This window comes from Nonomuraea sp. NPDC005983, assembly GCF_040614375.1.
Lineage (GTDB): Bacteria > Actinomycetota > Actinomycetes > Streptosporangiales > Streptosporangiaceae > Nonomuraea.
Genome location: NZ_JBEXUP010000060.1, coordinates 26,600 through 48,959 on the forward strand (window position 1 = coordinate 26,600; position 22,360 = coordinate 48,959).

At 72.0% G+C, this 22,360-nt stretch carries 24 protein-coding genes; 10 read left to right on the forward strand and 14 right to left on the reverse strand.

The window, feature by feature from the left end:
- Positions 1 to 125 precede the first annotated feature (125 nt).
- The 4 genes from ABZ297_RS25075 to ABZ297_RS25090 form a co-directional block, all read right to left on the reverse strand.
- Positions 126 to 986, reverse strand: coding sequence for a Gfo/Idh/MocA family oxidoreductase (locus tag ABZ297_RS25075; protein WP_355350586.1), 861 nt, complete (start codon positions 984 to 986; stop codon positions 126 to 128).
- Between the two features lie 76 nt (positions 987 to 1,062).
- Entirely contained in the window at positions 1,063 to 2,253 is a 1,191-nt protein-coding gene (locus tag ABZ297_RS25080; protein ID WP_355350588.1) for a cytochrome P450, read from the reverse strand.
- Positions 2,250 to 3,206, reverse strand: coding sequence for a phosphotriesterase-related protein (locus ABZ297_RS25085; RefSeq protein WP_355350590.1), 957 nt, complete (start codon positions 3,204 to 3,206; stop codon positions 2,250 to 2,252). The genes ABZ297_RS25080 and ABZ297_RS25085 overlap by 4 nt, the downstream gene beginning before the upstream one ends.
- Positions 3,191 to 3,976 (reverse strand): phytanoyl-CoA dioxygenase family protein, encoded by a 786-nt coding sequence (locus tag ABZ297_RS25090; protein WP_355350592.1) that lies wholly within the window; start codon positions 3,974 to 3,976, stop codon positions 3,191 to 3,193. Before ABZ297_RS25090 ends, ABZ297_RS25085 begins: the two co-directional genes overlap by 16 nt.
- A 198-nt stretch (positions 3,977 to 4,174) precedes the next feature.
- Here ABZ297_RS25090 and ABZ297_RS25095 point away from each other — a divergent pair, with 198 nt between their 5' ends.
- Positions 4,175 to 5,086 (forward strand): TIGR03621 family F420-dependent LLM class oxidoreductase, encoded by a 912-nt coding sequence (locus tag ABZ297_RS25095; RefSeq protein WP_355350594.1) that lies wholly within the window; start codon positions 4,175 to 4,177, stop codon positions 5,084 to 5,086.
- A gap of 107 nt (positions 5,087 to 5,193) precedes the next feature.
- Here ABZ297_RS25095 and ABZ297_RS25100 read toward each other — a convergent pair whose 3' ends face one another.
- Positions 5,194 to 6,162, reverse strand: coding sequence for a zinc-binding dehydrogenase (locus tag ABZ297_RS25100; protein WP_355350596.1), 969 nt, complete (start codon positions 6,160 to 6,162; stop codon positions 5,194 to 5,196).
- Between the two features lie 59 nt (positions 6,163 to 6,221).
- Here ABZ297_RS25100 and ABZ297_RS25105 point away from each other — a divergent pair, with 59 nt between their 5' ends.
- A complete protein-coding gene (locus ABZ297_RS25105; RefSeq protein WP_355350598.1) occupies positions 6,222 to 6,806 on the forward strand; it encodes a histidine phosphatase family protein in 585 nt (194 codons plus the stop codon).
- A 147-nt stretch (positions 6,807 to 6,953) separates the two neighbouring features.
- On the forward strand, positions 6,954 to 8,111 hold the full coding sequence (locus tag ABZ297_RS25110) for a DUF418 domain-containing protein (protein ID WP_355350600.1): 1,158 nt from the start codon (positions 6,954 to 6,956) through the stop codon (positions 8,109 to 8,111).
- Here the strand turns inward: ABZ297_RS25110 and ABZ297_RS25115 are convergent.
- The 4 genes from ABZ297_RS25115 to ABZ297_RS25130 all read right to left on the reverse strand — a co-directional run bounded on the left by ABZ297_RS25115 (position 8,086) and on the right by ABZ297_RS25130 (position 10,285).
- Entirely contained in the window at positions 8,086 to 8,835 is a 750-nt protein-coding gene (locus tag ABZ297_RS25115; protein ID WP_355350602.1) for a hypothetical protein, read from the reverse strand. The genes ABZ297_RS25110 and ABZ297_RS25115 overlap by 26 nt on opposite strands.
- A gap of 46 nt (positions 8,836 to 8,881) precedes the next feature.
- Complete coding sequence (locus ABZ297_RS25120) at positions 8,882 to 9,127, reverse strand: hypothetical protein (RefSeq protein ID WP_355350604.1); 246 nt, start codon at positions 9,125 to 9,127, stop codon at positions 8,882 to 8,884.
- Between the two features lie 99 nt (positions 9,128 to 9,226).
- Positions 9,227 to 9,463, reverse strand: a complete 237-nt coding sequence (locus ABZ297_RS25125) for a DUF397 domain-containing protein (protein WP_350806233.1) — start codon at positions 9,461 to 9,463, stop codon at positions 9,227 to 9,229.
- Positions 9,464 to 10,285, reverse strand: coding sequence for a helix-turn-helix transcriptional regulator (locus ABZ297_RS25130; RefSeq protein ID WP_350806658.1), 822 nt, complete (start codon positions 10,283 to 10,285; stop codon positions 9,464 to 9,466).
- Positions 10,286 to 10,508: 223 nt separating this feature from the next.
- On the opposite strand from ABZ297_RS25130, the gene ABZ297_RS25135 reads away from it, so the two are divergent.
- Both ABZ297_RS25135 and ABZ297_RS25140 read left to right on the forward strand, forming a co-directional pair.
- Complete coding sequence (locus ABZ297_RS25135; RefSeq protein WP_355350607.1) at positions 10,509 to 11,012, forward strand: ATP-binding protein; 504 nt, start codon at positions 10,509 to 10,511, stop codon at positions 11,010 to 11,012.
- 78 nt (positions 11,013 to 11,090) lie between these two features.
- Positions 11,091 to 13,493, forward strand: a complete 2,403-nt coding sequence (locus ABZ297_RS25140; RefSeq protein WP_355350609.1) for a helicase-associated domain-containing protein — start codon at positions 11,091 to 11,093, stop codon at positions 13,491 to 13,493.
- 184 nt (positions 13,494 to 13,677) lie between these two features.
- Here ABZ297_RS25140 and ABZ297_RS25145 read toward each other — a convergent pair whose 3' ends face one another.
- Together ABZ297_RS25145 and ABZ297_RS25150 are read right to left on the reverse strand one after the other, a co-directional pair.
- Entirely contained in the window at positions 13,678 to 14,274 is a 597-nt protein-coding gene (locus ABZ297_RS25145) for a helix-turn-helix domain-containing protein (RefSeq protein ID WP_355350611.1), read from the reverse strand.
- 98 nt (positions 14,275 to 14,372) lie between these two features.
- A complete protein-coding gene (locus ABZ297_RS25150; RefSeq protein WP_355350613.1) occupies positions 14,373 to 15,626 on the reverse strand; it encodes an ArgE/DapE family deacylase in 1,254 nt (417 codons plus the stop codon).
- 55 nt (positions 15,627 to 15,681) lie between these two features.
- Between ABZ297_RS25150 and ABZ297_RS25155 the strand changes: the two genes are divergently transcribed.
- Both ABZ297_RS25155 and ABZ297_RS25160 read left to right on the forward strand, forming a co-directional pair.
- Positions 15,682 to 16,617 carry an endonuclease/exonuclease/phosphatase family protein gene (locus tag ABZ297_RS25155; RefSeq protein ID WP_355350615.1) on the forward strand — a complete coding sequence of 312 codons (936 nt, stop codon included), beginning with the start codon at positions 15,682 to 15,684 and terminating at the stop codon, positions 16,615 to 16,617.
- A gap of 97 nt (positions 16,618 to 16,714) precedes the next feature.
- Positions 16,715 to 17,035, forward strand: a complete 321-nt coding sequence (locus ABZ297_RS25160; RefSeq protein ID WP_355350617.1) for a co-chaperone GroES — start codon at positions 16,715 to 16,717, stop codon at positions 17,033 to 17,035.
- On the opposite strand, the gene ABZ297_RS25165 is transcribed toward ABZ297_RS25160, so the two are convergent.
- Together ABZ297_RS25165 and ABZ297_RS25170 are read right to left on the reverse strand one after the other, a co-directional pair.
- Positions 17,032 to 17,919 (reverse strand): hypothetical protein, encoded by an 888-nt coding sequence (locus ABZ297_RS25165; RefSeq protein WP_355350619.1) that lies wholly within the window; start codon positions 17,917 to 17,919, stop codon positions 17,032 to 17,034. The two genes, ABZ297_RS25160 and ABZ297_RS25165, sit on opposite strands and share 4 nt — an antisense overlap.
- A gap of 55 nt (positions 17,920 to 17,974) precedes the next feature.
- A complete protein-coding gene (locus tag ABZ297_RS25170; protein WP_355350621.1) occupies positions 17,975 to 18,427 on the reverse strand; it encodes a TIGR02611 family protein in 453 nt (150 codons plus the stop codon).
- Between the two features lie 171 nt (positions 18,428 to 18,598).
- Between ABZ297_RS25170 and ABZ297_RS25175 the strand changes: the two genes are divergently transcribed.
- From ABZ297_RS25175 to ABZ297_RS25185, 3 genes are all read left to right on the forward strand, one after another.
- Positions 18,599 to 19,495 (forward strand): aryldialkylphosphatase, encoded by an 897-nt coding sequence (locus tag ABZ297_RS25175; protein WP_355350623.1) that lies wholly within the window; start codon positions 18,599 to 18,601, stop codon positions 19,493 to 19,495.
- Between the two features lie 278 nt (positions 19,496 to 19,773).
- Complete coding sequence (locus ABZ297_RS25180; RefSeq protein WP_355350625.1) at positions 19,774 to 21,006, forward strand: histidine kinase; 1,233 nt, start codon at positions 19,774 to 19,776, stop codon at positions 21,004 to 21,006.
- Positions 21,007 to 21,134: 128 nt separating this feature from the next.
- Positions 21,135 to 21,776 (forward strand): response regulator transcription factor, encoded by a 642-nt coding sequence (locus tag ABZ297_RS25185; RefSeq protein ID WP_355350631.1) that lies wholly within the window; start codon positions 21,135 to 21,137, stop codon positions 21,774 to 21,776.
- A gap of 145 nt (positions 21,777 to 21,921) precedes the next feature.
- Here the strand turns inward: ABZ297_RS25185 and ABZ297_RS25190 are convergent.
- A partial coding sequence (locus tag ABZ297_RS25190) for a nuclear transport factor 2 family protein (protein WP_355350627.1) occupies positions 21,922 to 22,360 on the reverse strand: 439 nt, incomplete at its 5' end.

Below are 22,360 nucleotides of genomic sequence, written 5' to 3' on the forward strand. Positions count from 1 at the left end.
ATGACGTCAGCGCGGAGGCAGGCGACCTGGCTATGACAGTTGCGGGACAGCGCCGGACTCGCACCGGACTTCGCTGCGCTCTGCGCGTCGGACAAACGCTATCAATTCCCCGGATGCGTCCGAAGTCAAGGGGCGGCGAGCTGACGCTCCGCCTCCGCGAGGACGTGCTGGAGCCGCAGTCCGTGCGCCGCGTCGAGCGGGTGGCCGCCGCCCGCCCTGACGGTCGCGGCGAACTCCTCGGCGACGGTGTCGAACGGGTCGTCGTCCCAGGGCTGGAGGACCGCGTTGCCCGTCCGTCCGTAGACCGCGAACGTGGACGGCGGCAGGTCGCCGACGGCGGCCATGCACAGCGACGCCTCACTGACCGCGCCGCTCTCGTGCTCGAGCAGCAGGCCGGTCCAGCGGAGCGGGTCGCCGTGCGCGCGCACGCCGGTCACCCGGCCGAGGGCCGCGTCGAGCAGGTCCACCACGTGCGGGCCGACGTCCAGCAGCGCGCCGCGTTCCAGCCGCCACGGCGTGCCGAACACGTGGCCGCCAGTCAGCACGCCGGAGATGTTGGCCGCGTGGCCGCCGAACGGCTCGATCTCGCCGCAGCGGGCGAGGAACGCCCGGGTCTGGGGGGCGTAGCGCATGGTGAGCACCATCTGCGTGGGCACGCCCGTCTCGGCGACCGCGTCGGCCAGCCGCCGCGCGTTCTCCAGCGAGTCGGCCAGCGGCTTCTCCAGCAGCAGCGCCTTGCCGGCCCGCGCGGCCAGCACGCCCAGCTCGGCCTGCACGGCGGGCGGAACGCTGAAGGCGACGGCCTCGCACGCGTCGAACAGCTCCTCGATGCGCTCGAACACGGGCGCGCCGAGCCGTGCGGCGGCCTCGGGACGCCGGGCCCACACGCCCGCGAGCCGGGTGTGCGGCCCCTTGGCCAGCATCGGCGCGTGCGCCATCTCCGCCCACGGCCCAGCACCGATCAGACCCACCGCTACCGGCTCCATCGAACCCTCCCAGATCAGCTTTTGTCCGACCTTATTGGAGACGCCACGGGCTTTGCGGAGGGGGATCGATCGGGTGTCACCATTCCACGTGGAGTGCGGCCAGCCCGCGACCCACGATCGACCTGCGGTAGGAGATCGGCCGGTCCGCCAGCCGGAGGGCGGGCAGGCGACGGCCGAGCACCTCGATCGCGGTCCGCAGCTGCAGGCGGGCGAGGGCCGCGCCGACGCAGAAGTGGATGCCGTAGCCGAACACCAGGTGCGCGTCGGCGTTGGGGCGGCCGATCAGGAAGCGCTCGGGCTCGGCGAAGACGGTCTCGTCGTGCGCCGCCGAGTCGGTGGACAGCAGGACGAGCTCCCCTGCCGGGATCGTCACGCCGTGCAGGGAGAGGTCGGACGTCGCGTACCGGAACGAGCCCAGCGAGGCGCCGTCGATGCGCATGCACTCCTCGACCGCGTTCCGCACCGACGCCGGCGGGACCGGCCACGCCTTCTCCCTCAGCAGCCGGAGCACGCTGTTGCCCAGTTGGTTGGGCACGGTGTCGTTGCCGCCGAGCAGGATCGTGGAGATCAGCTCCACCACCTCGCGATGGGTCAGCTCCTGCCCGATCAGCGAGGCCATCAGGGAGGTGAAGTCGTCCCGCGGGTTGCCGGCCCTGGCGGCGACCAGCTCGTCCACGTACGCCAGGTAGGTCAGGAAGCTGTCGGCCAGCTCCAGCTGCCGCTCGGGCGGCTGCGGTGACAGGAAGAGCTGGAACCAGTCCTTCACGTGCGCCTGGACGAACGCCTCGTCCTGCTCGGGGACCCCGATGAAGCGCGCGGTCAGCTTGATCGACGGCTCGTGCCCGATCTCCCGGACGAAGTCGGCCGCCCCCCGCGGCTGGACGCGATCGAGCAGGTCCTCGTTGAGCTCGCTGAACCGCCGCTCCAGCGCCGACACCGCGCGCGGCGTGAACGCCTTCGACACCGAGCGCCGCAGCCGGGTGTGGTCGGGCGGGTCGACGTTGGCCACGAAGCTCGACAGGAACGACCCGTGCTCGCCCAGCTTCTCGCGCGTCTCCCTGGTGAGGCTGCGGGAGATCGTCAGCGAGCCGGCCGAGGAGAACCGCCGCGGATCGCCGTACGCCGCCCGGACGTCCGCGTGCCTGGTCAGGACGTACGCGCCCAGGTGCTCGCTGCGGAACACCGGGCGCTCGCGGCGCAGCCTGGCCAGGAACGGGTACGGCGCGGCGACGTGCCAGTCCGCGCTGACGTCGAAGTCCTCGATCATCCGAAGATCCTCCGCGGGTTGTCGACGAGCATCTGACGGATCTGCTCCTCGGTGACGCCCCGCCTGCGCAGCTCGGGCAGGACGTCCCGGGAGATGTGCAGGAGGTGGTAGTTCGGGTGACGCTCCCGGACGACCTGCGGATCGAAGCGGTCGTTGAAGCAGTACGAGTCGTGCCCCAGGACCATCCGGCCCGCGTGCCCGCGCTCGCACAGCGTGGCCACGATCGACACCCGGTCCTCGAAGGGGCTGATCGTCTCGATGCCGAAGCGGTCCATGCCCAGGTACGAGCCGTTGGCCAGGAGCTCCTCCAGATAGGCCAGGTCGGTGGAGTCCCCGGCGTGCCCGATCACGACCCGTCCGAGATCGACGCCGAGCGAGGCGAACAGGCGCTGCTGCTCCAGCCCGCCCCTGGAGGCGCTGTGGGAGTGCGTGGTGATCGGTACGCCGGTCTCCAGGTGCGCCTCCGCGACCGCGCGGAACACCCGCTCGCATCCGCTGGTCAGGCCGAGATGGTCGGAGGCGCACTTGAGCATGGCCGCCTTCACCCCCGTCCTGCCGATGCCGTGCACGATGTCCCGGACGAAGAACTCCGCCAGCCGGTCGGGCCCGCCGAACAGCGTGCCCGGCCCCCGGTTGCCGAAGTACGGCGGCAGCGCGTCGTAGGTGTAGAGGCCGGTGGCGGCCACGATGTTCACCACGGTCAGCTCGGCCACCCGCCGCACCGCCGGGACGTACCTGCCCAGCCCCACCACCGTCAGGTCCACGATCGTGTCGACGCCCTCGGCCTTGAGCGCGTCCAGCTTGGCGGCCGCCTCCCTGGCGCGTTCCTCCAGGTCCCAGCCCTCCGGGAGGTCCGGCCAGTTCCACAGGATCTCCGGGCTCAGCCCGAACACGTGCTCGTGCATCAGCGTCGCCCCCAGTTCGGCGACCGGCCCCCTCACGGTCTCAGGCACGGGAACCTCGGATGCTCGAACGGCCGGTTCACCTCGAGGCCCAGGCCGTCCGTCTGCCGGTACGGCGTGCCCGTGTAGAGGGCGTCGGCGTCGAAGTAGGTGACGGTGAACGACAGGCGCGGGCTGTCGCGGCGGTTGGCGGGGGCGCCGTGGACGGTGAGCGCGTGGTGCACGCTCGCGTCGCCCGCCCGCAGGTCCAGCGGCGGCGACAGCTCCAGTTCCTTGAGCCACGGGTGCTGGCTGAGCTGGTCGTCGCCGACGCGGGTGAAGCTCCGTCCGAGCAGGCCGTGACGGTGGGAGCCGCTGTAGAACCTGAGCGAGCCCATGTCCGCGGGGACGTCCACCAGGGCGAGCCAGAACGTCAGCATGGCCGAGCGGTCCATCGGCATCCACGGGAAGTCCTGGTGGAACTCGGTGGCGCCGTGCTCGCCCGCCTCCTTGACCAGCAGGTTCGTCACCTGCACGCGGACGGCCCGCACGCCGTGCAGCAGCCGGACGGCGTTTCGGCCCATCTCCGCGGCGAGCGCCAGCGCCCCGAACAGCTCGTCGCTCTCGCCGATGTCCCTGCTCTGCCCGAACGCCCGGTCAACCAGTGTCCCCCGCTCTACGGCACCGGGCCCTGCCGCGCCCCGAGCCGTCACGTGCGCCACGGCCCGCTCCCGCAACGCCGCCACGTCCCCGGGGCCGACCAGGCCGGGCAGCCGCACCCAGCCATGCTCCTGGAAGAAGCCGACCTCGTCGTCCGTCGCCTGACGCACCGCGATGTCCATGCCTCAGTCTCGCATCTGTAGCAAGCGCTTGGTAGACCTCGCGCATCTTGGAGCGGGCAGGCATGCACCGGGCCCGGTCGGCGCGATTCTCATCTTCGCCATGGCGACCCCGCTCTCACGGAGGGCGGCGCGCAGGGAGTCCGCCCTCGCGTACACTCCTAGCCAAGCGCCTGCTTGTCTCATGAGAGGGGTGGCGGAGTGCGGCGGTTCAGGTTCGGGGCGGTGGTCAGGCAGGCGGCGTCCGGGAAGGCCTGGGCCGCGAAGGCCCGTCAGCTGGAAGAGTCCGGGTTCGACGTGCTGCTCGTCCCGGACCACCTGGTCGGGCCGAGGTTCGCGCCTGTCGCGTCGCTGGCCGCCGCCGCCTGCGCCACCAGCCGCCTGAGGGTGGGGACGCTGGTGTTCGCCAACGACTTCCGGCACCCGGCCGTGCTCGCCAAGGAGGTCGCGACCCTGGACGTCCTGTCCGAGGGGCGGGTGGAGGTCGGGCTGGGGACGGGCTGGATGGCGTCCGACTACGCGGCGAGCGGGCTCGGGTTCGAGCCCCCCGGTGTCCGGGTGGACCGGCTGCGCGAGGCCGTCACCGTGCTCAAAGGGCTGTGGAGCGAGGGCGCATTCGATTTCGAGGGGACGCACTACCGGATTTCGAAGCTCGACCAGCAGCCGAAGCCCGTACAGCGGCCGAACCCACGGCTGCTTCTCGGCGGTGGCGGCCCACAGATGCTGCGGCTCGCCGCCCGCGAGGCCGACGTGGTCAACATCGGGATGCGGGTCCGCGCCGACGGGACCGGCCCCGACGGAGGCGACGGCGGGGTGGAGGCGTTCCTGGGCAAGCTCCGGGTGGCCAGGGAGGCGGCCGGAGCCCGGTACGAGCACCTCGAACTGGGCACCAGCGTGATGCAGGTGGGCGTCCGCAAGGCCGAGGAGACGTGGAGCGCCGCCGACACCCGGTCGCTGGACGACACCCCTCAGGTCCTCCTAGGCACCCATCACGACATCGTGGACAAATTGCGCTATTGGCGAGACGGCCACGACATTTCGTACTTCGTACTCCACCACGAACGCGACCTGAAAGCGTTCACCCCGGTAGTCGAGGAACTCGCCAGCACCTGAGGGCACTCCGACGCGCACACCACGCCGGAGGCGTCCTCATTGATCAACCCCCACCGCCGACAACGCTCGTGTGGGCACCACACCGAACGCGGCCGAGCCACCGCCACTCACACGGCCAGCACCACCTTGCCCATCGTGTTCCTGGCTTCCAGGGCGGCGTGCGCGGCGGCGGCCTCCGCCAGGCGGAAGGGCTGGACCGCCGGTTCCAGGAGGCCGTCGGCGGCGGCTCGCAGGGCCTTGTCCTGCAGGTCGGCCACGCCGCCCGGGCGGCCGAGCAGGTAGCCGATGCCGTCGAAGCGGGTGACCTCACGGGACTTCAGCTCGCTGTCGTCCGGCGCGAACCACTCCCCCGAGGCCTGGCCGAACACCACGTGACGACCGCCTCTCGCCAGCAGCCCGAAGGCGGCGCGGGCCAGGGGCCCGCCGACCCCGTCGAACACCACGCTCACCTCGCCCACCGCCTCGCGTACCAGCTCCGTCCAGCCGGGCCGGGTGTAGTCCACCGCGACGTCCGCGCCCAGCTCCCGGGCGCGGGCCGCCTTCGCGGCGCCGCCCGCCGCGCCCACGACCGTCGCCCCCACGCGGCGGGCGTGCCGCACCAGCAGCGTGCCGATCCCGCCGGCGGCGGCCGTCGCCAGCACCACATCGGACGCCGTCACGGGGGCGAGCTCCAGCAGTCCCATGGTGGTGGCGCCGGTGGTGCTCATCGCGACCGCGGCGCCGTACCCGAGATGATCGGGAAGGGCCGTCACGTCCGCCGCCGGCGCGACGGCCAGCGAGGCGTACCCGCCGGACGTCACGCTGGACGTCACCACGCGCCTTCCCAGCAGAGCGGAGTCGGCGCCGTCCCCCACCGCGTCGACCAGCCCCGCCACCTCGCTGCCGAGGATCGCGGGCAGGTCCGGCGCCGGGTGCGGCCCGACGGGGACGCCCCTGCGCAGCTGGGTCTCCATGAAGTGCAGCCCGGCGGCGTGCACGGCGATGCGGACCTGCCCCGGCCCCGGCTCGGGATCAGGGACGGTCTCCAGGCGCAGGTTCTCAGCGGGGCCGTAAGAGTGAAGCGTGATTGCGTGCATGCGCCCCAGCTTGGTACCTGAAGCAAGGTTGAGGTCAAGCGTGCCGGATGATGGTGCACATGAATGAGATGTTGCTGCTCAGGCATGGTGAAACCGAATGGAGCCGGACGGGCAGGCACACCGGGCTGACCGACGTGCCGTTGACGTCCGCTGGAGAGGAGCAGGCTCGCGCGCTCGCCTCCGTGGTCAAGGCGTGTACGTTCGATCTGGTGCTCGTCTCGCCCGCGCAGCGCGCCCGCCGCACCGCGGAGCTCGCCGGGCTGGCCGACTACGAGGTGGACCCCCACCTGTGGGAGTTTGACTACGGCGGCTATGAGGGCGTCACCACGCCGGAGATCCGCAAGTCACACCCCGGCTGGTACCTGTGGCGCGACGGCGTGATCCCGGGTGACGCGCAGCATCCCGGCGAGAGCGTGGAACAGGTGGGCGCCCGCGCCGACCGCGTGATCGCCCGCGCCAGGCAGACGGAGGGACGAGTGGCGCTGGTCGCGCACGGCCACATCCTGAGAGTGCTCGCCGCCCGCTGGCTGGGCCTGCCACCGCAGGACGGACGCCTGTTCAAGCTCGACACGGGCACCTACTCCCGCCTCGGCTTCGAACACGCCGAACCCGTCGTGACCACCTGGAACGCCCCGGCCACCTGAGTCTGAACCACTCACGGCGAGGCTGGTCCGCGACCGGGACCACGCCTCGCCGGTCCGACGGGCGGTGATCGCCCCCTACTTTGGTCGGCTACGGCCGCTGCCAAGGACCGATGTGCCCGGGCAGGACGCGTCTCTAGCGTCAGGGGCATGACACAGGCCGAGGCGCCACGGCGCTCGATCGCCAGGCGCGTACACGAGATCGACGCCGTGCGAGGGTTCGCGCTCGCCGGCATCCTGGTGGCGAACATCGGGTTCTTCGCCGACCCCGGCTACGCGGTGGGAGGGGGCACGATGCCCATCACCGACGGCCCCGTCGCCTTCCTCGTGAGCACCCTCGTGCTCACCAAGTTCTACATCCTCTTCTCCTTCCTGTTCGGGTACTCCTTCACGCTCCAGACGCGCGACGGGACGCACGTGAAGGCCAGGATGCTGCGGCGCTGCCTCGGGCTGTTCGTGATCGGGGTCCTGCACGGCATCCTGCTGTGGGTCGGCGACATCCTGACGCTGTACGCCGCGCTCGGGCTGATCCTGCTGGCCGTGCGCAACGTCCCGCCCAGGAAGGCGGTCGTCGCCGGCTGCGTCATCATCGGCGCCATGTCGGTGATCTGGCTGCTGCTGGCCGGGCTGTCCCTGCTCGACCCGTCCGGCACGGCGACGGCGGCGGTGGATCCGGCGGCCGCGGCGCGGGCGGAGGCGCTGGTCACCGGCGGGCCGTTGAGCTTCCTGACCTTCCAGGTGGAGACCTACCCGGCACTTGCCGGGCTCGTGTGGATCGGGCAGGGGCCGATGGCGATGGCGCTGTTCCTGTTCGGGCTGGCGGCGGGAAGGGCGCGGCTGTTCGAGGAGCCGGAGCGGTGGGCCCATCTGGTGCCGCGCATCCAATGGGTGGGCTTCGGCGTCGGGTTGCCCGCCGCGGTCTTCTTCGCCTGGATGTCGCACTTCGAGGGCGCGTTGCAGCTGGTCGCGCTGGCCGTGAACGACGTGACGTCCGTGCTGCTGACCGCCGCCTACGTGGTCACCGTGCTGCGGATGCTCAAGCGGTTTCCCGCTGTCGTGGGGGTGCTGTCGCCGGCCGGGCGGGTGGCGGCGTCCAACTACGTCGGGCAGTCGGTGCTGTGCTGCCTGATCTTCACCGGGTACGGGCTGGGGCTCGCCGGCAAGCTGCCGCCCGTCGCCGTGATGGGGGTCGCCGTGGTGATCTACGGGGTGCTGCTGGCGGTGAGCGCCTGGTGGCTGCGCGGGCACCGGTACGGGCCGATCGAGTACGTCCTCCGCCGCGTCACCCGCTGGTCTGCTGCTCCCTAGGTTGCGGGCGGGCCAGCATCGTTTCCCTCCACGGGCCTTCCAGGAACTCCCGAGCCCGCTTGCTCCACTGGAGCAGACGGGGATCGGGGGCGACCTCGTCGTCCAGGCCCAGGGCGGCGTCCCGGGCGCGTTGCATGGCGAGGTGGTCGTCGAGCGACACCGACCAGAGGGTGACGGCCTCGGTGTCGCAGAACAGCACCTCATACAGGCCCACCAGGCGGTGGCCGTGCTCCGCCAGCAGCGGGGCGCGCTCCGTGCGGACGGCTTCGAGGTAGTCGAGCGCGGCCCCCGGACGTACCCGGGCGCTCTCGAAGAGGTAGAAGGGCTCGGCCGGCAGCTCGTCCATGGGCGGGCAGCCGGGCACGGCTCCGAGCGGCCGGGAGAACGCGGAGAAGCGCAGGTCGTCGATGTCCGACAGGAACAGGCGCTCGTCCACGCCCTGGTAGATCTCCATCATCTGCCGCCAGCCGCCGTCCCAGCCGCCGCGGCACTGCCAGAGCGTGACGACCTTGAACTGGGGGTGGCCGGTGATGCCGACGGCGTAGAACGCCCCCGCGAGGTGGATGTCGCGCGACCTGATCGACATGCCCGACGTCAGCGTGGGCACCGAGCGCGTCTCGTCCTGTTTCTTGTAGCGGGTGAGCCAGGTCAGGTACTCCAGCGGTCGCCGCGAGTTCATCGGCCTGAAGTCGACCTCTTCGAGAAGGAAGATCTCGCGCCGCACCACGCCTCCTCGACCAAGCGATTGCTTGGCCTCAAGATAGCATGGATCAGGCGAGCGCCTGGGACGGCTGCGGCCCCCTGCCCGTCAGCCATTCCAGGACCCTGCGGTGCCCGGACGTGGCGTCCTCGAAGTGCCCCCAGTGCCAGTAACGCGGCTGGTCACGCAGGCCCGTAACCCAGGTGCGGTAGGCGACGGAGCCACCCGAGGCCACGGGCGCGACACCGTAGGTGCGGATCACAACCTTGCCGCCGGGCGCGAAAAGCACGTCGTCGGCGATCGGATAGAGAGTCATCTGGTCGAGCATGTCCCGAGCTTGTCGGTATGACGAGACCGGGCGGTTACGCCTCCGGCGCGCCCCCGTAAATCGAGCACGCCGGAGGTTAACAGGCCGTTACACCAGCAGGCCGTCGAACTCTCCGTCCTTCACACCGAGCACCAGGGCCCGGATCTCGTCGCGGGTGTAGATCAGAGCCGGGCCGTCGGGGAAGCGTGAGTTGCGCACCGCGATCGCACCGTCGGGGAGCTCCGCGAGCTCCACGCAGTTGCCCTGCGAGTTGCTGTAACGGCTCTTACGCCAGGCGACCTGAGCGAGGTCGGTCGCGGGCATGCCGTTGTAGTTCTGCTTCATCTACATCTTTCTGAGAAGACCGCCGATGAGCTCGACGGTGCCTCCTGGCGTGGTGCTCTCCACGCACAGCTGCTCCATGGCGGTGAGATACGGGTCGATGTCCTCACGCTTGTCCAGGTACAGGGCACCCCAGAGCTGCTCGACGTAGACAACGTCCGACAAGTCGGACTCGGGAAACCGCAAGATGCTGAACGCGCCCCCTTCAGCGGCGTGCATGCCGAACCGGAAGGGCATCACCTGAATGGTGATGTTGGGAAGGGCGGCGACTTCCAGCAGATGCTGAAGCTGCTCGGACATGACCTCCCGCCCGCCGATGGTCCGCTTGAGAGTCGCCTCGTCGATGACCGCCCACAGCCGCGGGCCGTCCTTCTGCGTGAAGCGCTCCTGCCGCTGCATGCGCAGATGCACGCGGCGTTCGATCTTCTCCGGGCTCTCATCGGGGTTCCCGAGCCGGAAGACCGCTCGTGCGTAGTTGGCCGTCTGCAGCAGGCCGGGCACGAACTGCACCTCATAGGTGCGGATCACGCTCGCGGCCTCCTCCAACCCCACATAGGTGGTGAACCACCCCGGCAGCTCGGCCGAATACTTGTGCCACCACCCGGGGGTGTTGGCTTCGCGGACCATTTCGAGCAGGGCACGGCGTTCGGCATCGTCGACGACGCCGTACAGGGTGAGCAGGTCTTCCACGTCACGTGTCTTGAATCCGACCCGTCCGAGCTCCATCCGGCTGATCTTGGACTCGGACGCCCGGATGTGGAAACCGGCCTGGTCACGAGTGAGCTCGCTGGCTTCGCGCAGGCGTCTCAGGCTTGCCCCGAGCATGATGCGCCGAACCGTCGAACCTGAACCGGGCGGATCGAGGGACACGTGCTGCTCCTTGGTCGTCTCCTAGCCACACAGTCTGTCACTTCACGGCCGAAAGATCATGGGCCGCGGCCAAGATCCCCTTTCCCCCACATTGACCATTTGATGGCCAACCGTAGCGGTTGCATGGTGTGCCTGCACGTGCATTCGCTCTTGCACCTGCACGAGAGTTTCCAGCAGAATGATCAACGTGCAATCCCCCACGGCACACGGCCAGTGGACCACGTTCGACTGGTGGCCCCCGGTCGGCTGGTGGCCAGAGGCGGCGCGCGACCTGCTGGTCGCCGGACCGTCCGCGAGCGCCACGTTCGTGCTCCCGCCCACCGCCTCCTCGATTCACGCGGCTCGCAGCTTCACCACCGGCACGTTGACGGGCTGGGGGATGAAGGAGCTGATCGAGAACATGGAACTGGTGGTCTCGGAACTGGCGACCAACGCGTTACGGCACGGCCTGCGCCTGCCGGAGCCGAGCTGCGAGCGTCCCGTGCACATGTCGCTGGTACGGCGGGGCCCGCTGGTCACCAGCGCCTTCACCGACCCCGCCTCCTCGGTGCCGGTGCTGCGCTACCCGGGCCCGCTCGACGCGGGCGGCCTGGGGCTGCACATCGTCGAGTCGCTCAGCCACCGCTGGGGCTGGTCGGCACTCTCGCCACACGGGAAGATCGTCTGGGCAGTCCTCTCCTGACCGGGGGTCTTCTGCACTACCGTGGATGGCCATGGCTCACGGTGAGTCCCGCGCGCGACCCCACGAGAGTGCTGACCGATGGATGATCACCTGCTCGGCTGGCTGCGAACACTAGAAGAAGACCGACTGGGCCGCATTCTCGCGAACCGGCCCGACGCCATCGCGGCGCCGTGGCCGCGGCGGCTCGACACGCTGGCCCAGCGCCTCGGCAACGGTTTCGCCGTGATGGAGGCGATGCGGGGGTTACCGCTTCCGTGCTTGGAACTGGCCCAGGCCTGCCTGGCCCTGCGGGAGACCACTCCCGAGCGGCTGGCCGCCTTCGTCGGCGTCCCCGCCGCCGAACTGACGCCCTGGCTCGACCGTCTGTACGACCACGCGCTCGCCTGGCCGGGCGCCGACGGCGTCGTCCACCTGGCCGACGGGGTCGCGCGCTGGTGGACCGCTCCGCTGGGCCTCGGCGAGCCGCTCGACCACTACCTGAACTCGTGGACGATCAGCAACGACATGCTGCGCGCGCTCGCCCGCAACCTCGGCCTGCCGCCCCACGGCAACAAGCGCCGCACGATCGCCAGGGCCGCCGAGACGCTCGGCGACCCCGACCGGCTCGACGCGCTGCTGCGCGACGCCCCCGACGGCACCCGCCCGCTCCTCGACGGCTTCGCCTGGGACGGCCCGGTGCGCGACGTCGAGGGCGGCAGGTTCGTCATGCCGGGCACGCCCGAGAAGTGGGCCGCGGACCACGGCCTGCTCTACCGTCCGAGCTGGCACGTGGCCGAGATGCCGCGTGAGGTGGCGCTCTGCCTGCGCGGCCCCTCCTACCACCCGCCCTTCACGCCGGACGCGCCCGAGATCGCCGCCCTCCCTGTCGACCCGGAAGAGGCCGACCACCTGATGACGCTCGCCGCGCCGCACGTGGTCGAACGGTGCGCGGCGCTGCTCGACAACACCTCCAAGGTGCCGCTGCCGCTGCTCAAGACGGGCGGCGTGGGCGTCCGCGAGGTGCGCAGGGTGGCCAAGGAGACCGGCTGCGACGAGGACGAGACCCGGCTGCTGCTGGAGATCTGCGCGGTGGCCCGGCTGCTGGCCTGGGACGAGCAGTCGGCCGGGATGGTCCCGACCGAGCGGTACGACCGCTGGCGGCTCGACGAGGGCTCGGCCCGGCTGCGGGTGCTGCTGTCGGCCTGGTGGCGGATGGAACGCTCGTCCCTGCGGAAGATCGACGGCAAGTACGGCACGGTGCTGGGCGACGACCAGTCGGGCAGCGCCGTGGCCCGGGTGCGGCGGGCCGTGCTGTCGGCGCTCACCGCCCTGCCCTCGGGCACGGCCTTCGCCGGCCAGAGCGGCCTGGTGCGCAACGTCCACTGGAACGCGCCGCTGCTCGACCAGGCGCTGCTCGCCGAGTGCGCCCCCGCGGTGCTGGCCGAGGCCAGGCTGCTCGGCCTGCTCGCCAACGACACGCTCACCGACCTCGGCAGGGCGCTGGCGGGGCTGGCCGCGAGCGCCGGCGACGAGAACGACGACACGGTGCCCCTGGTGGAGCACGATCCGGCGCTGGTGGAGGCGTCCACGAGGGCGCTGGCCAGCGTCCGCAGAAGCGCCCTTTTCGGGCCCGACCTGACCGCCGTCGTGACGGGGCCGCCCTCGGCGGAGCTGGCCGCGCTGCTCGACCGAGTCGCCGAACGCGAGTCGCGGGGCGCGGCGTCGGTGTGGCGGTTCAGCACCGAGAGCCTGCGCCGGGCGCTCGACCGCGGCTTCGACGCCGACGAGCTGCTGGACGAGCTGGCCGGGGTCGGTACGATCCCGCAGCCGCTGGAGTACCTGGTGCGCGACACGGCCCGCAGGCACGGCGAGGTGACGGTCAGCACGGTCGGCTGCGTGGTGCAGGCGTCCGACTCCGCGCTGCTTTCGGAGATCGCCTCGCACCGGCGGCTGGCCCGGCTCGGCCTGCGCCTGCTCGCGCCCACCGTGCTGGTGAGCTCGGTGGGGCCGGAGCCGACGCTCGCCGCGCTGCGTGAGAACGGCTACTCTCCGGTGGCCGTCTCCGACACCGGCGAGATCGCGATCCACCGCACCCGGGCCGCGGAGCCGCGCAACGGCAAGCTGATCCTGCTGCCCGGCGGCCAGGTCGCGGAGCTGTCCGACTTCGCGGCTCCGCACCACGCCTTCGCCGAGCCCGCACCCGACCCGCACGAGCACGCCCGCCGCCTGATCGCCGCAGGTCAGAACGCGAACGAGCAGAACGGGCGCACCTGGGCGGTCATCGGCCGGATGGCCACCAGGCTGGCGACGGCGCAGCAGTCGCTGCTCGGCTTCGTCGTCGACCGGGGCGTGCGCGCGGGCATCACGCTGACCGACGGCCTGACCGCCACGATCAGCCACGGCGAGCTGCGCGGCGGCGTGCTCGACGCCTGGTGCGAGGAGGCCGGCGACTACCTGGAGTTCCCCCTCGCCGAGATCGTCGAGGTCAGGGGAGCTTACTAGCCTTCTCCAGGTTGGCCGCGAGCTCCTCCATGACGGCCGCGTACCCCTCGAGGGCGACCCGTCGGAGGTCGTCACGCCGGAGCTGGTGGAACGGGTCTTCGACGTGCGGTGCGAGATCATCGAGGACCCGCGGTCGGGCACTCCCCTGATCGTGCCGGAGTCGCGCCGCCGGGCGGCCGTCCGGTCACGATCCTGAGCACACCGCGCGGGCCAGCTCGGTGACGCCCGCTCTCGCGCGGGCCTCGCCGAGCTCGTCGCGCAGAACCCCCACGACCTCGGCGGCGACGGCGGCGAGCAGGGTGTGCGAGAGCGCGTCGGCGTCGCGGCCCGGGGCGGCCTCGGCGAGGAGGATGGCGACGTGGCGGTGCCAGAAACGGTAGGCGCCGATCCGGTAGCGCGCGCCCTGGCTGGCCGTCTCGGACATCCGTACCAGGTCCAGGTGGGCGAGCAGGTAGTCGAGGTACGCGGTGAAGAAGGCCACCAGCCGGTCGCGGGCCACGGCGCCGGGGCCGAGCGGGGGCGGGCCCGAGAGGATGCGCTCCTGGAGCTCGTGCTCCCGCGCGTCCAGCAGCGCCACCGCGAGCCCGGACTTGTCGCCGAATCTGCGGAAAAGGGTGCCCTTGCCGACTTCGGCTTCGGCGGCGATCGCGTCCATCGAGACCGCCTCGACGCCCTTCTCGGCGAACAGCTTGGCCGCGGCGGCGAGCACCTTCTCCCTGTTGCGCGCCGCGTCCGCCCGCTCCCGCACCGGACGGGACCGCAGCAGCTCCAAGGATTCCACGAATCGGACTGTAGTCCCATTCATCTCGGGGCTGCAAACGCGGCGCGCGCCACCGGGGTCAGCGGACTCAGCGGCGGCGCACCGCGAGCGCCACCGGGTCAGCGGGCACCGCAGCGGCGCACCGCGAGCAGCGCCAGCGCCCTGGTCACCTCCAGCAGCTCGCTCAGCTCCACCTGCTCTCTGGGAGCGTGCGCGAACCGCACGTCCCCCGGGCCGTAGTGCAGCGACGGGACGCCGCCCGCCGCGTACAGCCGCAGGTCGCTCCCGTACGGCGCGGCCGCCTCGGCGATCGTCCGGCCCGCCGTGTCGGCGACGGCCCTGCGCACCTCGTCGAGCAGCGGGTGCCCGGCGGGCAGCCGCCCGCTGGCGAACTGCCCGCCCGGCCAGGTCACCGCGGGCGGGTTGGCGCGCAGCCACGGGTGCGCGGTGCCCAGCACGGCCTCCTCGAACGCGGCCCGCGCCTCGGCGGGGTCCTCATCGAGCCGGACCCCCAGGCGTCCCTCGGCGACGAGCAGGTCGGGGACGCTGCTCGCCCAGTCGCCCGCCCGCACGGTGCCGATCTCGATCGGGTACGGCATCGCGTTGCCGTCGAAGACGCCCGGCAGGTCGCGGTTGCGCTCGGCCTCCAGCCGCCTGATCGCCTCGAACACCGGCCAGAACACCTCGACCGCGTTGACCCCCTCGTACCGGGTGGCGCCGTGCGCCGCCCGGCCGGCGACCTCCAGCCGGAACGTCAGCGCGCCCGCGTTCGCGGTGATCACGGCGCCGCTCGTCGGCTCGGTGATGACGGCCGCCTCCGCGGTGTGGCCCCTGGCCAGGGTCGCGAACGCGCCGAGGCCGCCGTCCTCCTCGCTGATCACGCAGTGCACGGCGAGCGGCCGGTCCAGGCTGACGCCCGCCCGCTTCAGCGCGCGGACCACGGCCAGGTTGGCGACGAGCCCCGCCTTCATGTCGCAGGCGCCCCTGCCGTGCAGGACGCCTCCGGCGATGCGGGCCGCGAACGGGTCGCTGCCCTCCCACTTGGCCAGGTCACCGGTCGGGACGACGTCCACGTGGCCCTGCAGGGCGAGCGCCGGAACGCCCTCCCCTCCGGTGACGGCCGCCACGCCGTACCCCTCCGTCCTCGGGGCCTCGGTGCCGGGGAAGCCCGCGCGCCGCCTGAGGTCGTCGAGGTCGAGCTTCCAGACGTCCACGTCCATGCCCGCCTCGGCGAGCATCCCGGCGAAACGGTGCTGCAGGTCAGACTCGGCGTCCGTGCCCGTGACGCTGGGCACCCTGACGGTCTCGGCCAGCAGGTTGACGGTCTCCGCCTCGTCGATGGCGCTCAGCACCCTGGCTTCCACGTCGCGCATGGTGCACACCATCTCATGAACCTTCTTGGGGGTTCGTGGCGATACAGAGTCGGAGGTGCGTGTGCGAGTTCTGGTGAGTGGGCTGGTCTGGCTCGCTGTGACGCCGTTCGCGGCATGGGCGGTGCTGAGGGTCGGCGGGTTCGAGGGGCCGTGGCCGTGGGCGCCGGTGGCGGCGTACACGCCGTACGCCGCGGCGGCGTCCGTGCTCGTCCTGGTCGGGGCGGCGGCGCTCAGGAGATGGACGGCGGGCGCGGTCGCGCTGGTCGTCGCCGTGGCGTTGGCCGCCGCCGTGCTGCCCAGGGGCGTGTCCGACGGCGCGGTTCCCGCTCGGGGGCGGGAACTGCGGGTGCTGGCGGCGAACCTGATGGTGGGCTCGGCCGACCCGGAGGAGCTGACGGCACTGGTCACCCGGCTCAGACCGGACGTGCTGACCCTGCAGGAGCTCACCCCCGAGGCCGCCGAGCGGCTGGGCGAGATCCGCAGGGCGCTTCCGCACGCGGTCGAGCTGCCCGGTCCGGGGGCGAGCGGGTCGGGCGTCTACTCCCGGTACCCGCTGACCGCCGCCGAGCCGATCACGATCCGGTTCACGCAGGCCAGGGCGGTGCTGGCGGAGCCGGGCGGGGCGCGGGTGGAGATCGTCTCCGTCCACCCGTGCCCTCCCAAGCGCCGCGAGAGCCTGACGTGCTGGCGGGCCGGACTGGACGCGCTGCCCCGCGGGGGCGGGCAGCCGCGCGTGCTGGCCGGCGACTTCAACGCCACCCTCGACCACCAGCCGCTGCGCGCCCTGCTGGCGGCGGGCTACCGGGACGCGGGCGACGCGACAGGGCAGGGCTTCACGGCGACCTGGCCGCAGCCCGGCTACAGCCGGTTTCCGGGTGTGGTCATCGACCACGTGCTGGCGGACGCCCGGATGACGGTGACCTCGTACGGCGTCCACCCGCTGGCGGGCACCGACCACCGGCCGGTGTTCGCCGTCCTCAAGCTTCCGTGACGCCTCAGGGCTTCGTGAGCCGCAGGTCACCGGCGGCCGCTGGTAAGCGCACGGCGGGTACGTACGAGTTTTCGGGCGGGCACGTAAACTTCCCGTTGTGGTAGAGCCTAAGTTCGAGATCCAGATGCTGCACGACCGGGTCATGCTCCGGCTGGAGCACGAGGCCGAGGAGCGCCGGAGCGGTTCCGGGATCGTCATCCCGGCGACCGTTAAGCTGGCCAACCGCCTGGCCTGGGGCGAGGTCTGCGGCGTCGGGGCGAACGTGCGCTCGGTCAAGGTGGGCGACAAGGTCCTGCTCAACCCCGAAGACCAGTTCGAGGTGGAGCTGCACGCGCGGGTGTACCTGGTCATGCGCGAGCGCGACCTGCACGCGGTGGCCACCCAGGAGACCGACCACGGCACTGGGCTGTACCTCTAGTTCCTGGCGAAGGCCACCCAGAAGCCGCCGTCCCACGTCTTGCGCGTGACGGCGGCGAGCACCCGGGTCGACTTCCCGTTCAGGTCCAGCACCGACAGCCGGTACGCGCCCCGGTACGCCGTGGCGGCGATCACGTGGTCCTCGTCCCACCAGCCGAACAGCGCCACCGGCTGCGCCGCCACGCGCCTGGTGATCGTGCCCTTGGCCGGGTCGACCACGCAGAGCTGCTCCTTGAACTGCGACGGGCACCACGTGGCCAGCCGTTTGCCCGACGGCGAGTACGACCGCTCCGGCCCCGTCGGCCGGCCGAGGCCCGGCTGGGTGCTCACCACCGCGCCGTCGCTGGGGCGGTAGACGCGCAGGCCGGTGCCGTACCTGGCGACGAGGTTGCCGTCGGGGTTCCACCAGAAGGTGGTGCCGCTGTCGACGCCCGTCAGGGTGACCGTGCTGGTGGAGCCGGTCTTCACGTCGACGACGGCGAAGCCGGTGCTGCGCCACTTGCCGCCGTCCTTGCGCTCGACGGTGAGGGCGACCTTGGCGCTGTCGCGGGACCAGGACGCGTAGGAGGCGGTGAGCGGCTGCTTGACGGTGCGGATCCGGCGGACCGCGCCGGTGCCCCGGTCGGTGAGAAGGAGCTCGTCGTAGCCCGAGCGGTAGCTTCCGGCGACCGCGGCGACGGCGCGGCCGTCAGGCGAGAGCGCGGCCTCCTCGACGCCCTTCTGCTGGGTGAACGCGGTGCCGTCGCGGTTGCGCAGGTAGACGCTCTTGGTGCCGAGTCCGTACGCGACGACCCGGACGGGATCGCCTGTCTTATCGAGATATGTCACCCCGGTTCCGGGGAGCGGCATGGTCAACGACAGCGCGAGGGTGAGTTCGGCTAGCACGCCCGCAGAATAGACAGCCAGGCCGCGCCAGTCGCCGATCGATAGCGAGCGGGTCTCAGAGCAGTTTCCGGCCCCACTCAAGGAGATCGATGCCGACGGTCCGCATGCCGAAGTAGACGATCACCGCGGCGGCGGCGACGGTCACGACCAGCACCAGGATGCGGATCGTCCAGCCCTGCCGCTTGTACCACTCGGTCCAGGCGTGCAGTGTGCGCTTGCCGAACTCCAGCACCTTGTGCGCCCAGTGGAACTCGGTGGCGAGCACGGCCAGCCCGGCGAACACGACCAGCCACCCGGGCCCGGGGAACGGCACCATGATCAGCCCGCCGCCCACCATGACGGCGCCGATCACGCCGATCACGATCTTCAGGGTGAGCGCCCCCGTGCGGGTGGCCCTGATGCCGTCAAGCCGGCCCTGCAGGCCGGTGCGGGCGGGCATGGCGGAACGGGCGGCCGCCTCTTCCTTCATGGCGTCGGCGTCGCCGGTTTCGAAGTTCTGGATGGGCACGTCTCCCCCCGGACGTAGATGTGCCCTCCAGGATACGGGCGGCGACCGGGAGAGGCCGCACGCAACGCTTGACTCTCGCACTCAACCGCCAAACTACCCAGACAGTAAAATTTCACGTCTTTACAGGCGAGATCCGGCAAGCATCGGTTAAGGTCCACTATGCCCGAGGTCATGCTACGCACCGTCACCGGCCCGATCCGCGCGGCCGCCGTCAACGGTGCCGTTCTCCCCCATGAGCATCTGCGCACCGACATGCGCTGGGCGGTCGGCATCGACTCCGACCCGCACCGCTGGCTGGATGAGGAGCAGACGGTCACCGCCGAACTCCTCGGTCTGCGACAGTCCGACCAGCTCAACCTCGTGGTCGAGCTGACCTGCATGGGGATGGGGCGCGACGCCGCCACCCTGGCGCGCGTCGCCGCGGGCAGCCGGGTCCCCGTGGTGGCCTCGACCGGCCTGGCGACGCAGCCGTTCGCCGACCTGGCCGACGCGGACGTCAGCACGCTCACCAGGCGCCTGATGAGCGAGATCACCGACGGCCTCGACAGCAGCGGCGTGTTCCCCGGCGTCATCGGCGAGGTCGGCGCCTGGGGCGCCGAGCCCACCCCCGCCGAGGAGCGCGCCCTCATCGCCGCCGCGCACGCCTCCCTGGCGACCCACCTGCCGGTCGCCACGTACGGCCAGGACGGGCTCGGCCTGCTGGAGATCCTCCTCACCCAGGGCCTGCCGGGCTCCAAGGTCGCCGTCGGCTACGCCGGCACCGACCCCGTCATCGCCCGCAAGATCGCCGAAGCGGGCGCCTACGTCAGCCTCGGCGCGCTCACCCACGGCCCCGACCAGGCGGCCAGGACCGCGCTCGGCCTCATCGACGACGGCCACGCCGACCGCCTGCTGCTGAGCACCGGCGTCTGCCGGGTGGCGCACCTGCAGAAGTACGGCGGAGCGGGATACGCCCAGCTCTTCCACGCGCTGCTGCCGCGCCTGCGGGAGGTGGGCGTCGACGAGGACACCATCCGCGTCATCACCCACGACAACCCGCTGCGCTGGCTCACCGGCGAAGCCGGCTGACCTCAGCCGGCGTCCACCACCCCCGTGGACCGTCCGGGGCGCCGAGATCCGCGGGCCCTCACCGCCCAGCAGCCGCCCTTCCCCGGCTTCAGCCCCGAGCTCATCCGGATCACTCTGCGGAAGATCATCTCTTGGGGGCTGGGAGAGCCGAGCTCGAACCGCACGCTCTGAAACTGGCTAGGATCGGGGCTGCACGAGCCTGGCTCCGAGCCGCTGGTGGCCCGAAGCCGCCGCACCCTCGCACGGCGGGCCGAGGAGCAGCAGCGGCTGGTTGGAGGATGGTGACCGAGCACACGCACAAGAGCGGCCGCCTGCGCGGGCCGCTCGCCACGCTGTCGCGCCTGGCCCGGCTCGGCGACGTCCCGGTCGTGGTCATGCTGGCGTGGGCGGGCTGGCTCGCCGTCCCGTGGTCGTTCAGCGGCCTGGCGCAGGCCCGCGCCGCCGCTGCGGCAGCCGCCGCCGACGCCACCCCGCCGCCTCCTGCGCACGCGTCCGACACCACCCCGCCGCTCCCGGCCCTCGCGCGCGACACCTCCTCACCCCCGGCCCTCGCCTCTCCGTCCGCGCCGTCCGCGCCGTCCGGGCTCGCGTACTCGGGCCAAGCGCGGCCCGCGTCGCCGGCGGCCGCCGTACCCGCCACGGCCTGGGGCATCCCCGCCGCTCTCAACGTCTCCCCGACCATCCGCACCCTCCACGAGACGCCCGTGGGCGAGGAACTGGGCGCGTCCGCCGGTAGCGCGTTCGTACCGTCGGCAGCCGACGCGATCGCGCTGGAGCGGGCGCGGATCGCCGGTGAGGTCCACGACGCGGCCGGGCACGGGCTGGCGGCCATCGCCCTGCAGGCGGGCGTCGCGCTCGTCACCCTCGACGAGAACCCCGAGCAGGCGCGCGCCTCGCTCCAGGCCATCAGGGAGACCAGCCTGACGGCACTCACCCAGCTCCGCGCGGCCCTCGACCGCCTCGACCCACCGCGTTCGGCCGTCGCCTCAAAGAGCCCTGACGACCCGATGACGAGCACCAACGCGACGACACCCGCAGCCACCCTGACACCTGCCGGCGTGCGGGCGCCCGGCGAGGGGAGGGAGCGCGGCGAAGGCTGGGTACGCGGCGACGGGCCGGCGCGCGGGGAGGACCTGGCGAGCCTGATCGACGGCGTCCGTGCCACTGGGCTGGCGGTGGACGTCGAGCCCGCCACCCTGGACGTGCCCGCCCACCTCCAGGACACGGTGTACCGGGTGGTCCGCGAGTCGCTCACCAACGTCCTGCGCCACGCCGGTCCGACGACGGCGCTGGTGCGGGCGAGCCACGCCCCTGGCGCGTTCGTCCTGGAGATCGCCGACCAGGGCAGCGGCCGGGTGGGCGCGGACGAAGGCCACTCCGGGGCCGTCGAGGGCAGGGGGCTCGCGGGAATGCGCGCCCGGGTGACCGCGGCGGGAGGGCAGTTCGCCGCCGGCCCCCGCGCGGACGGCGGTTTCCGCGTCGTCGCCACGTTCCCGCAGGGCGCGGCGTGACCCCACCCGAACACACCCCGGCCGGTCACACCGCGCCCGAACACACCCCGGCCGATCACAGCCCGGCCAGTCGCACCGCGCCCGGACACCCTCCGGCCGATCACGCCCGGCAGGACGGCGGTGTCAGGGTGGCCATCGCCGACGACCAGGCGGTCGTACGGATGGGGTTGAGGGCGCTCATCGAGCGGGAGCCGGGCCTGGAGTGCGTCGGCGAGGCGGGTGACGGGGCGGCGGCGTTGCAGCTCATCCAGGAGACCCGCCCCGACGTGCTGCTGCTCGACATCCGCATGCCCGGCATGGACGGTCTCGCCACACTCCGGGCGATCGCCGACGATCGGCAGCTCAGCGACACCAGGATCGTGGTGGTGACCACGTTCGCCGTGGACGAGTACGTCTTCGCCGCCCTCCAGGCCGGGGCCAGCGGCTTCGTCCTCAAGGACAGCGCCCCTGACGAGCTGGTCAACGCGGTCCGCGTGGTGGCGGCGGGCGAGGCGCTGCTCTCCCCCGCGATCACCAGGAAGGTCATCGGCCTGTTCGGGCGGCACGGTACGGAGCCCGTCGAGGGGCTCGACACGCTCACCCCTCGCGAGCGGGAGCTGGTCGCGTGGGTGGCCACGGGCAGGTCGAACGAGGAGATCGCCAAGGAGCTGGTGATCAGCCCCGAGACCGTGCGCACGCACGTCAGCCGGGCCATGGTGAAGCTGCGCGCCCGCGACCGCGCCCAGCTGGTCGTCTTCGCCATGCGCGCCGGCCTCGCCCTGCCCACCTGACTCACCTGACGCTGCCCACCTGACGCGCCGCGGGCGCCCGGCGGGCCGCCGGTGCCCACCGCCCGAACCCACCAGACCGGCGGCCCACCAGACCGGCCGAACCCGCTAGAGGGGTTGCTCCGACGGCTGCGCGTCTGGGTTGGCCCTAGTGCTGTGGCCCCACCGTCCACGACCGGAGCTTGTCGGGGTTGCGTACCCCCCAGAGATGCTTGATCCGGTCGCCTGCGACCTCGAACGCCATCACCACCACGGTGACGCCGTCGTGCTGAGCCACCAGACCGGGCTGGCCGTTGACCCTACGCTCCAGGATCGTCAGGTCGGGTACCCTGCTGGTGATCTCGATCGCGTAGCGCGCGATCTGCTCGGCGCCTTCGATCGGGCGGAGCACGGCGCTGACCACGCCGCCACCGTCGGCGATCGCCGTGGCGTCGGGGTCGAGGAGGCCGATGAGGGCATCGATGTCCTTGGCTTCCCAGGCCTGCTTGAAGCTCCTGACGATGCCGGCCTGCTGGGCTGCCGGAGCCGCGGGAGCCTGCGACGCGCGGATGCGGCGGCGGGCCGAGGAGGCCAGCTGCCGGCAGGCC

Coding starts and splice junctions, on each gene's coding strand:
- ABZ297_RS25075 (WP_355350586.1), bottom strand. CDS start 986: ATGGAGCCGGTAGCGGTGGGTCTGATCGGTGCTGGGCCGTGGGCGGAG.
- ABZ297_RS25080 (WP_355350588.1), bottom strand. CDS start 2,253: ATGATCGAGGACTTCGACGTCAGCGCGGACTGGCACGTCGCCGCGCCG.
- ABZ297_RS25090 (WP_355350592.1), bottom strand. CDS start 3,976: ATGGACATCGCGGTGCGTCAGGCGACGGACGACGAGGTCGGCTTCTTC.
- ABZ297_RS25100 (WP_355350596.1), bottom strand. CDS start 6,162: ATGCACGCAATCACGCTTCACTCTTACGGCCCCGCTGAGAACCTGCGC.
- ABZ297_RS25105 (WP_355350598.1), top strand. CDS start 6,222: ATGAATGAGATGTTGCTGCTCAGGCATGGTGAAACCGAATGGAGCCGG.
- ABZ297_RS25110 (WP_355350600.1), top strand. CDS start 6,954: ATGACACAGGCCGAGGCGCCACGGCGCTCGATCGCCAGGCGCGTACAC.
- ABZ297_RS25120 (WP_355350604.1), bottom strand. CDS start 9,127: ATGACTCTCTATCCGATCGCCGACGACGTGCTTTTCGCGCCCGGCGGC.
- ABZ297_RS25125 (WP_350806233.1), bottom strand. CDS start 9,463: ATGAAGCAGAACTACAACGGCATGCCCGCGACCGACCTCGCTCAGGTC.
- ABZ297_RS25130 (WP_350806658.1), bottom strand. CDS start 10,285: ATGCTCGGGGCAAGCCTGAGACGCCTGCGCGAAGCCAGCGAGCTCACT.
- ABZ297_RS25135 (WP_355350607.1), top strand. CDS start 10,509: ATGATCAACGTGCAATCCCCCACGGCACACGGCCAGTGGACCACGTTC.
- ABZ297_RS25140 (WP_355350609.1), top strand. CDS start 11,091: ATGGATGATCACCTGCTCGGCTGGCTGCGAACACTAGAAGAAGACCGA.
- ABZ297_RS25150 (WP_355350613.1), bottom strand. CDS start 15,626: ATGCGCGACGTGGAAGCCAGGGTGCTGAGCGCCATCGACGAGGCGGAG.
- ABZ297_RS25175 (WP_355350623.1), top strand. CDS start 18,599: ATGCTACGCACCGTCACCGGCCCGATCCGCGCGGCCGCCGTCAACGGT.
- ABZ297_RS25180 (WP_355350625.1), top strand. CDS start 19,774: ATGGTGACCGAGCACACGCACAAGAGCGGCCGCCTGCGCGGGCCGCTC.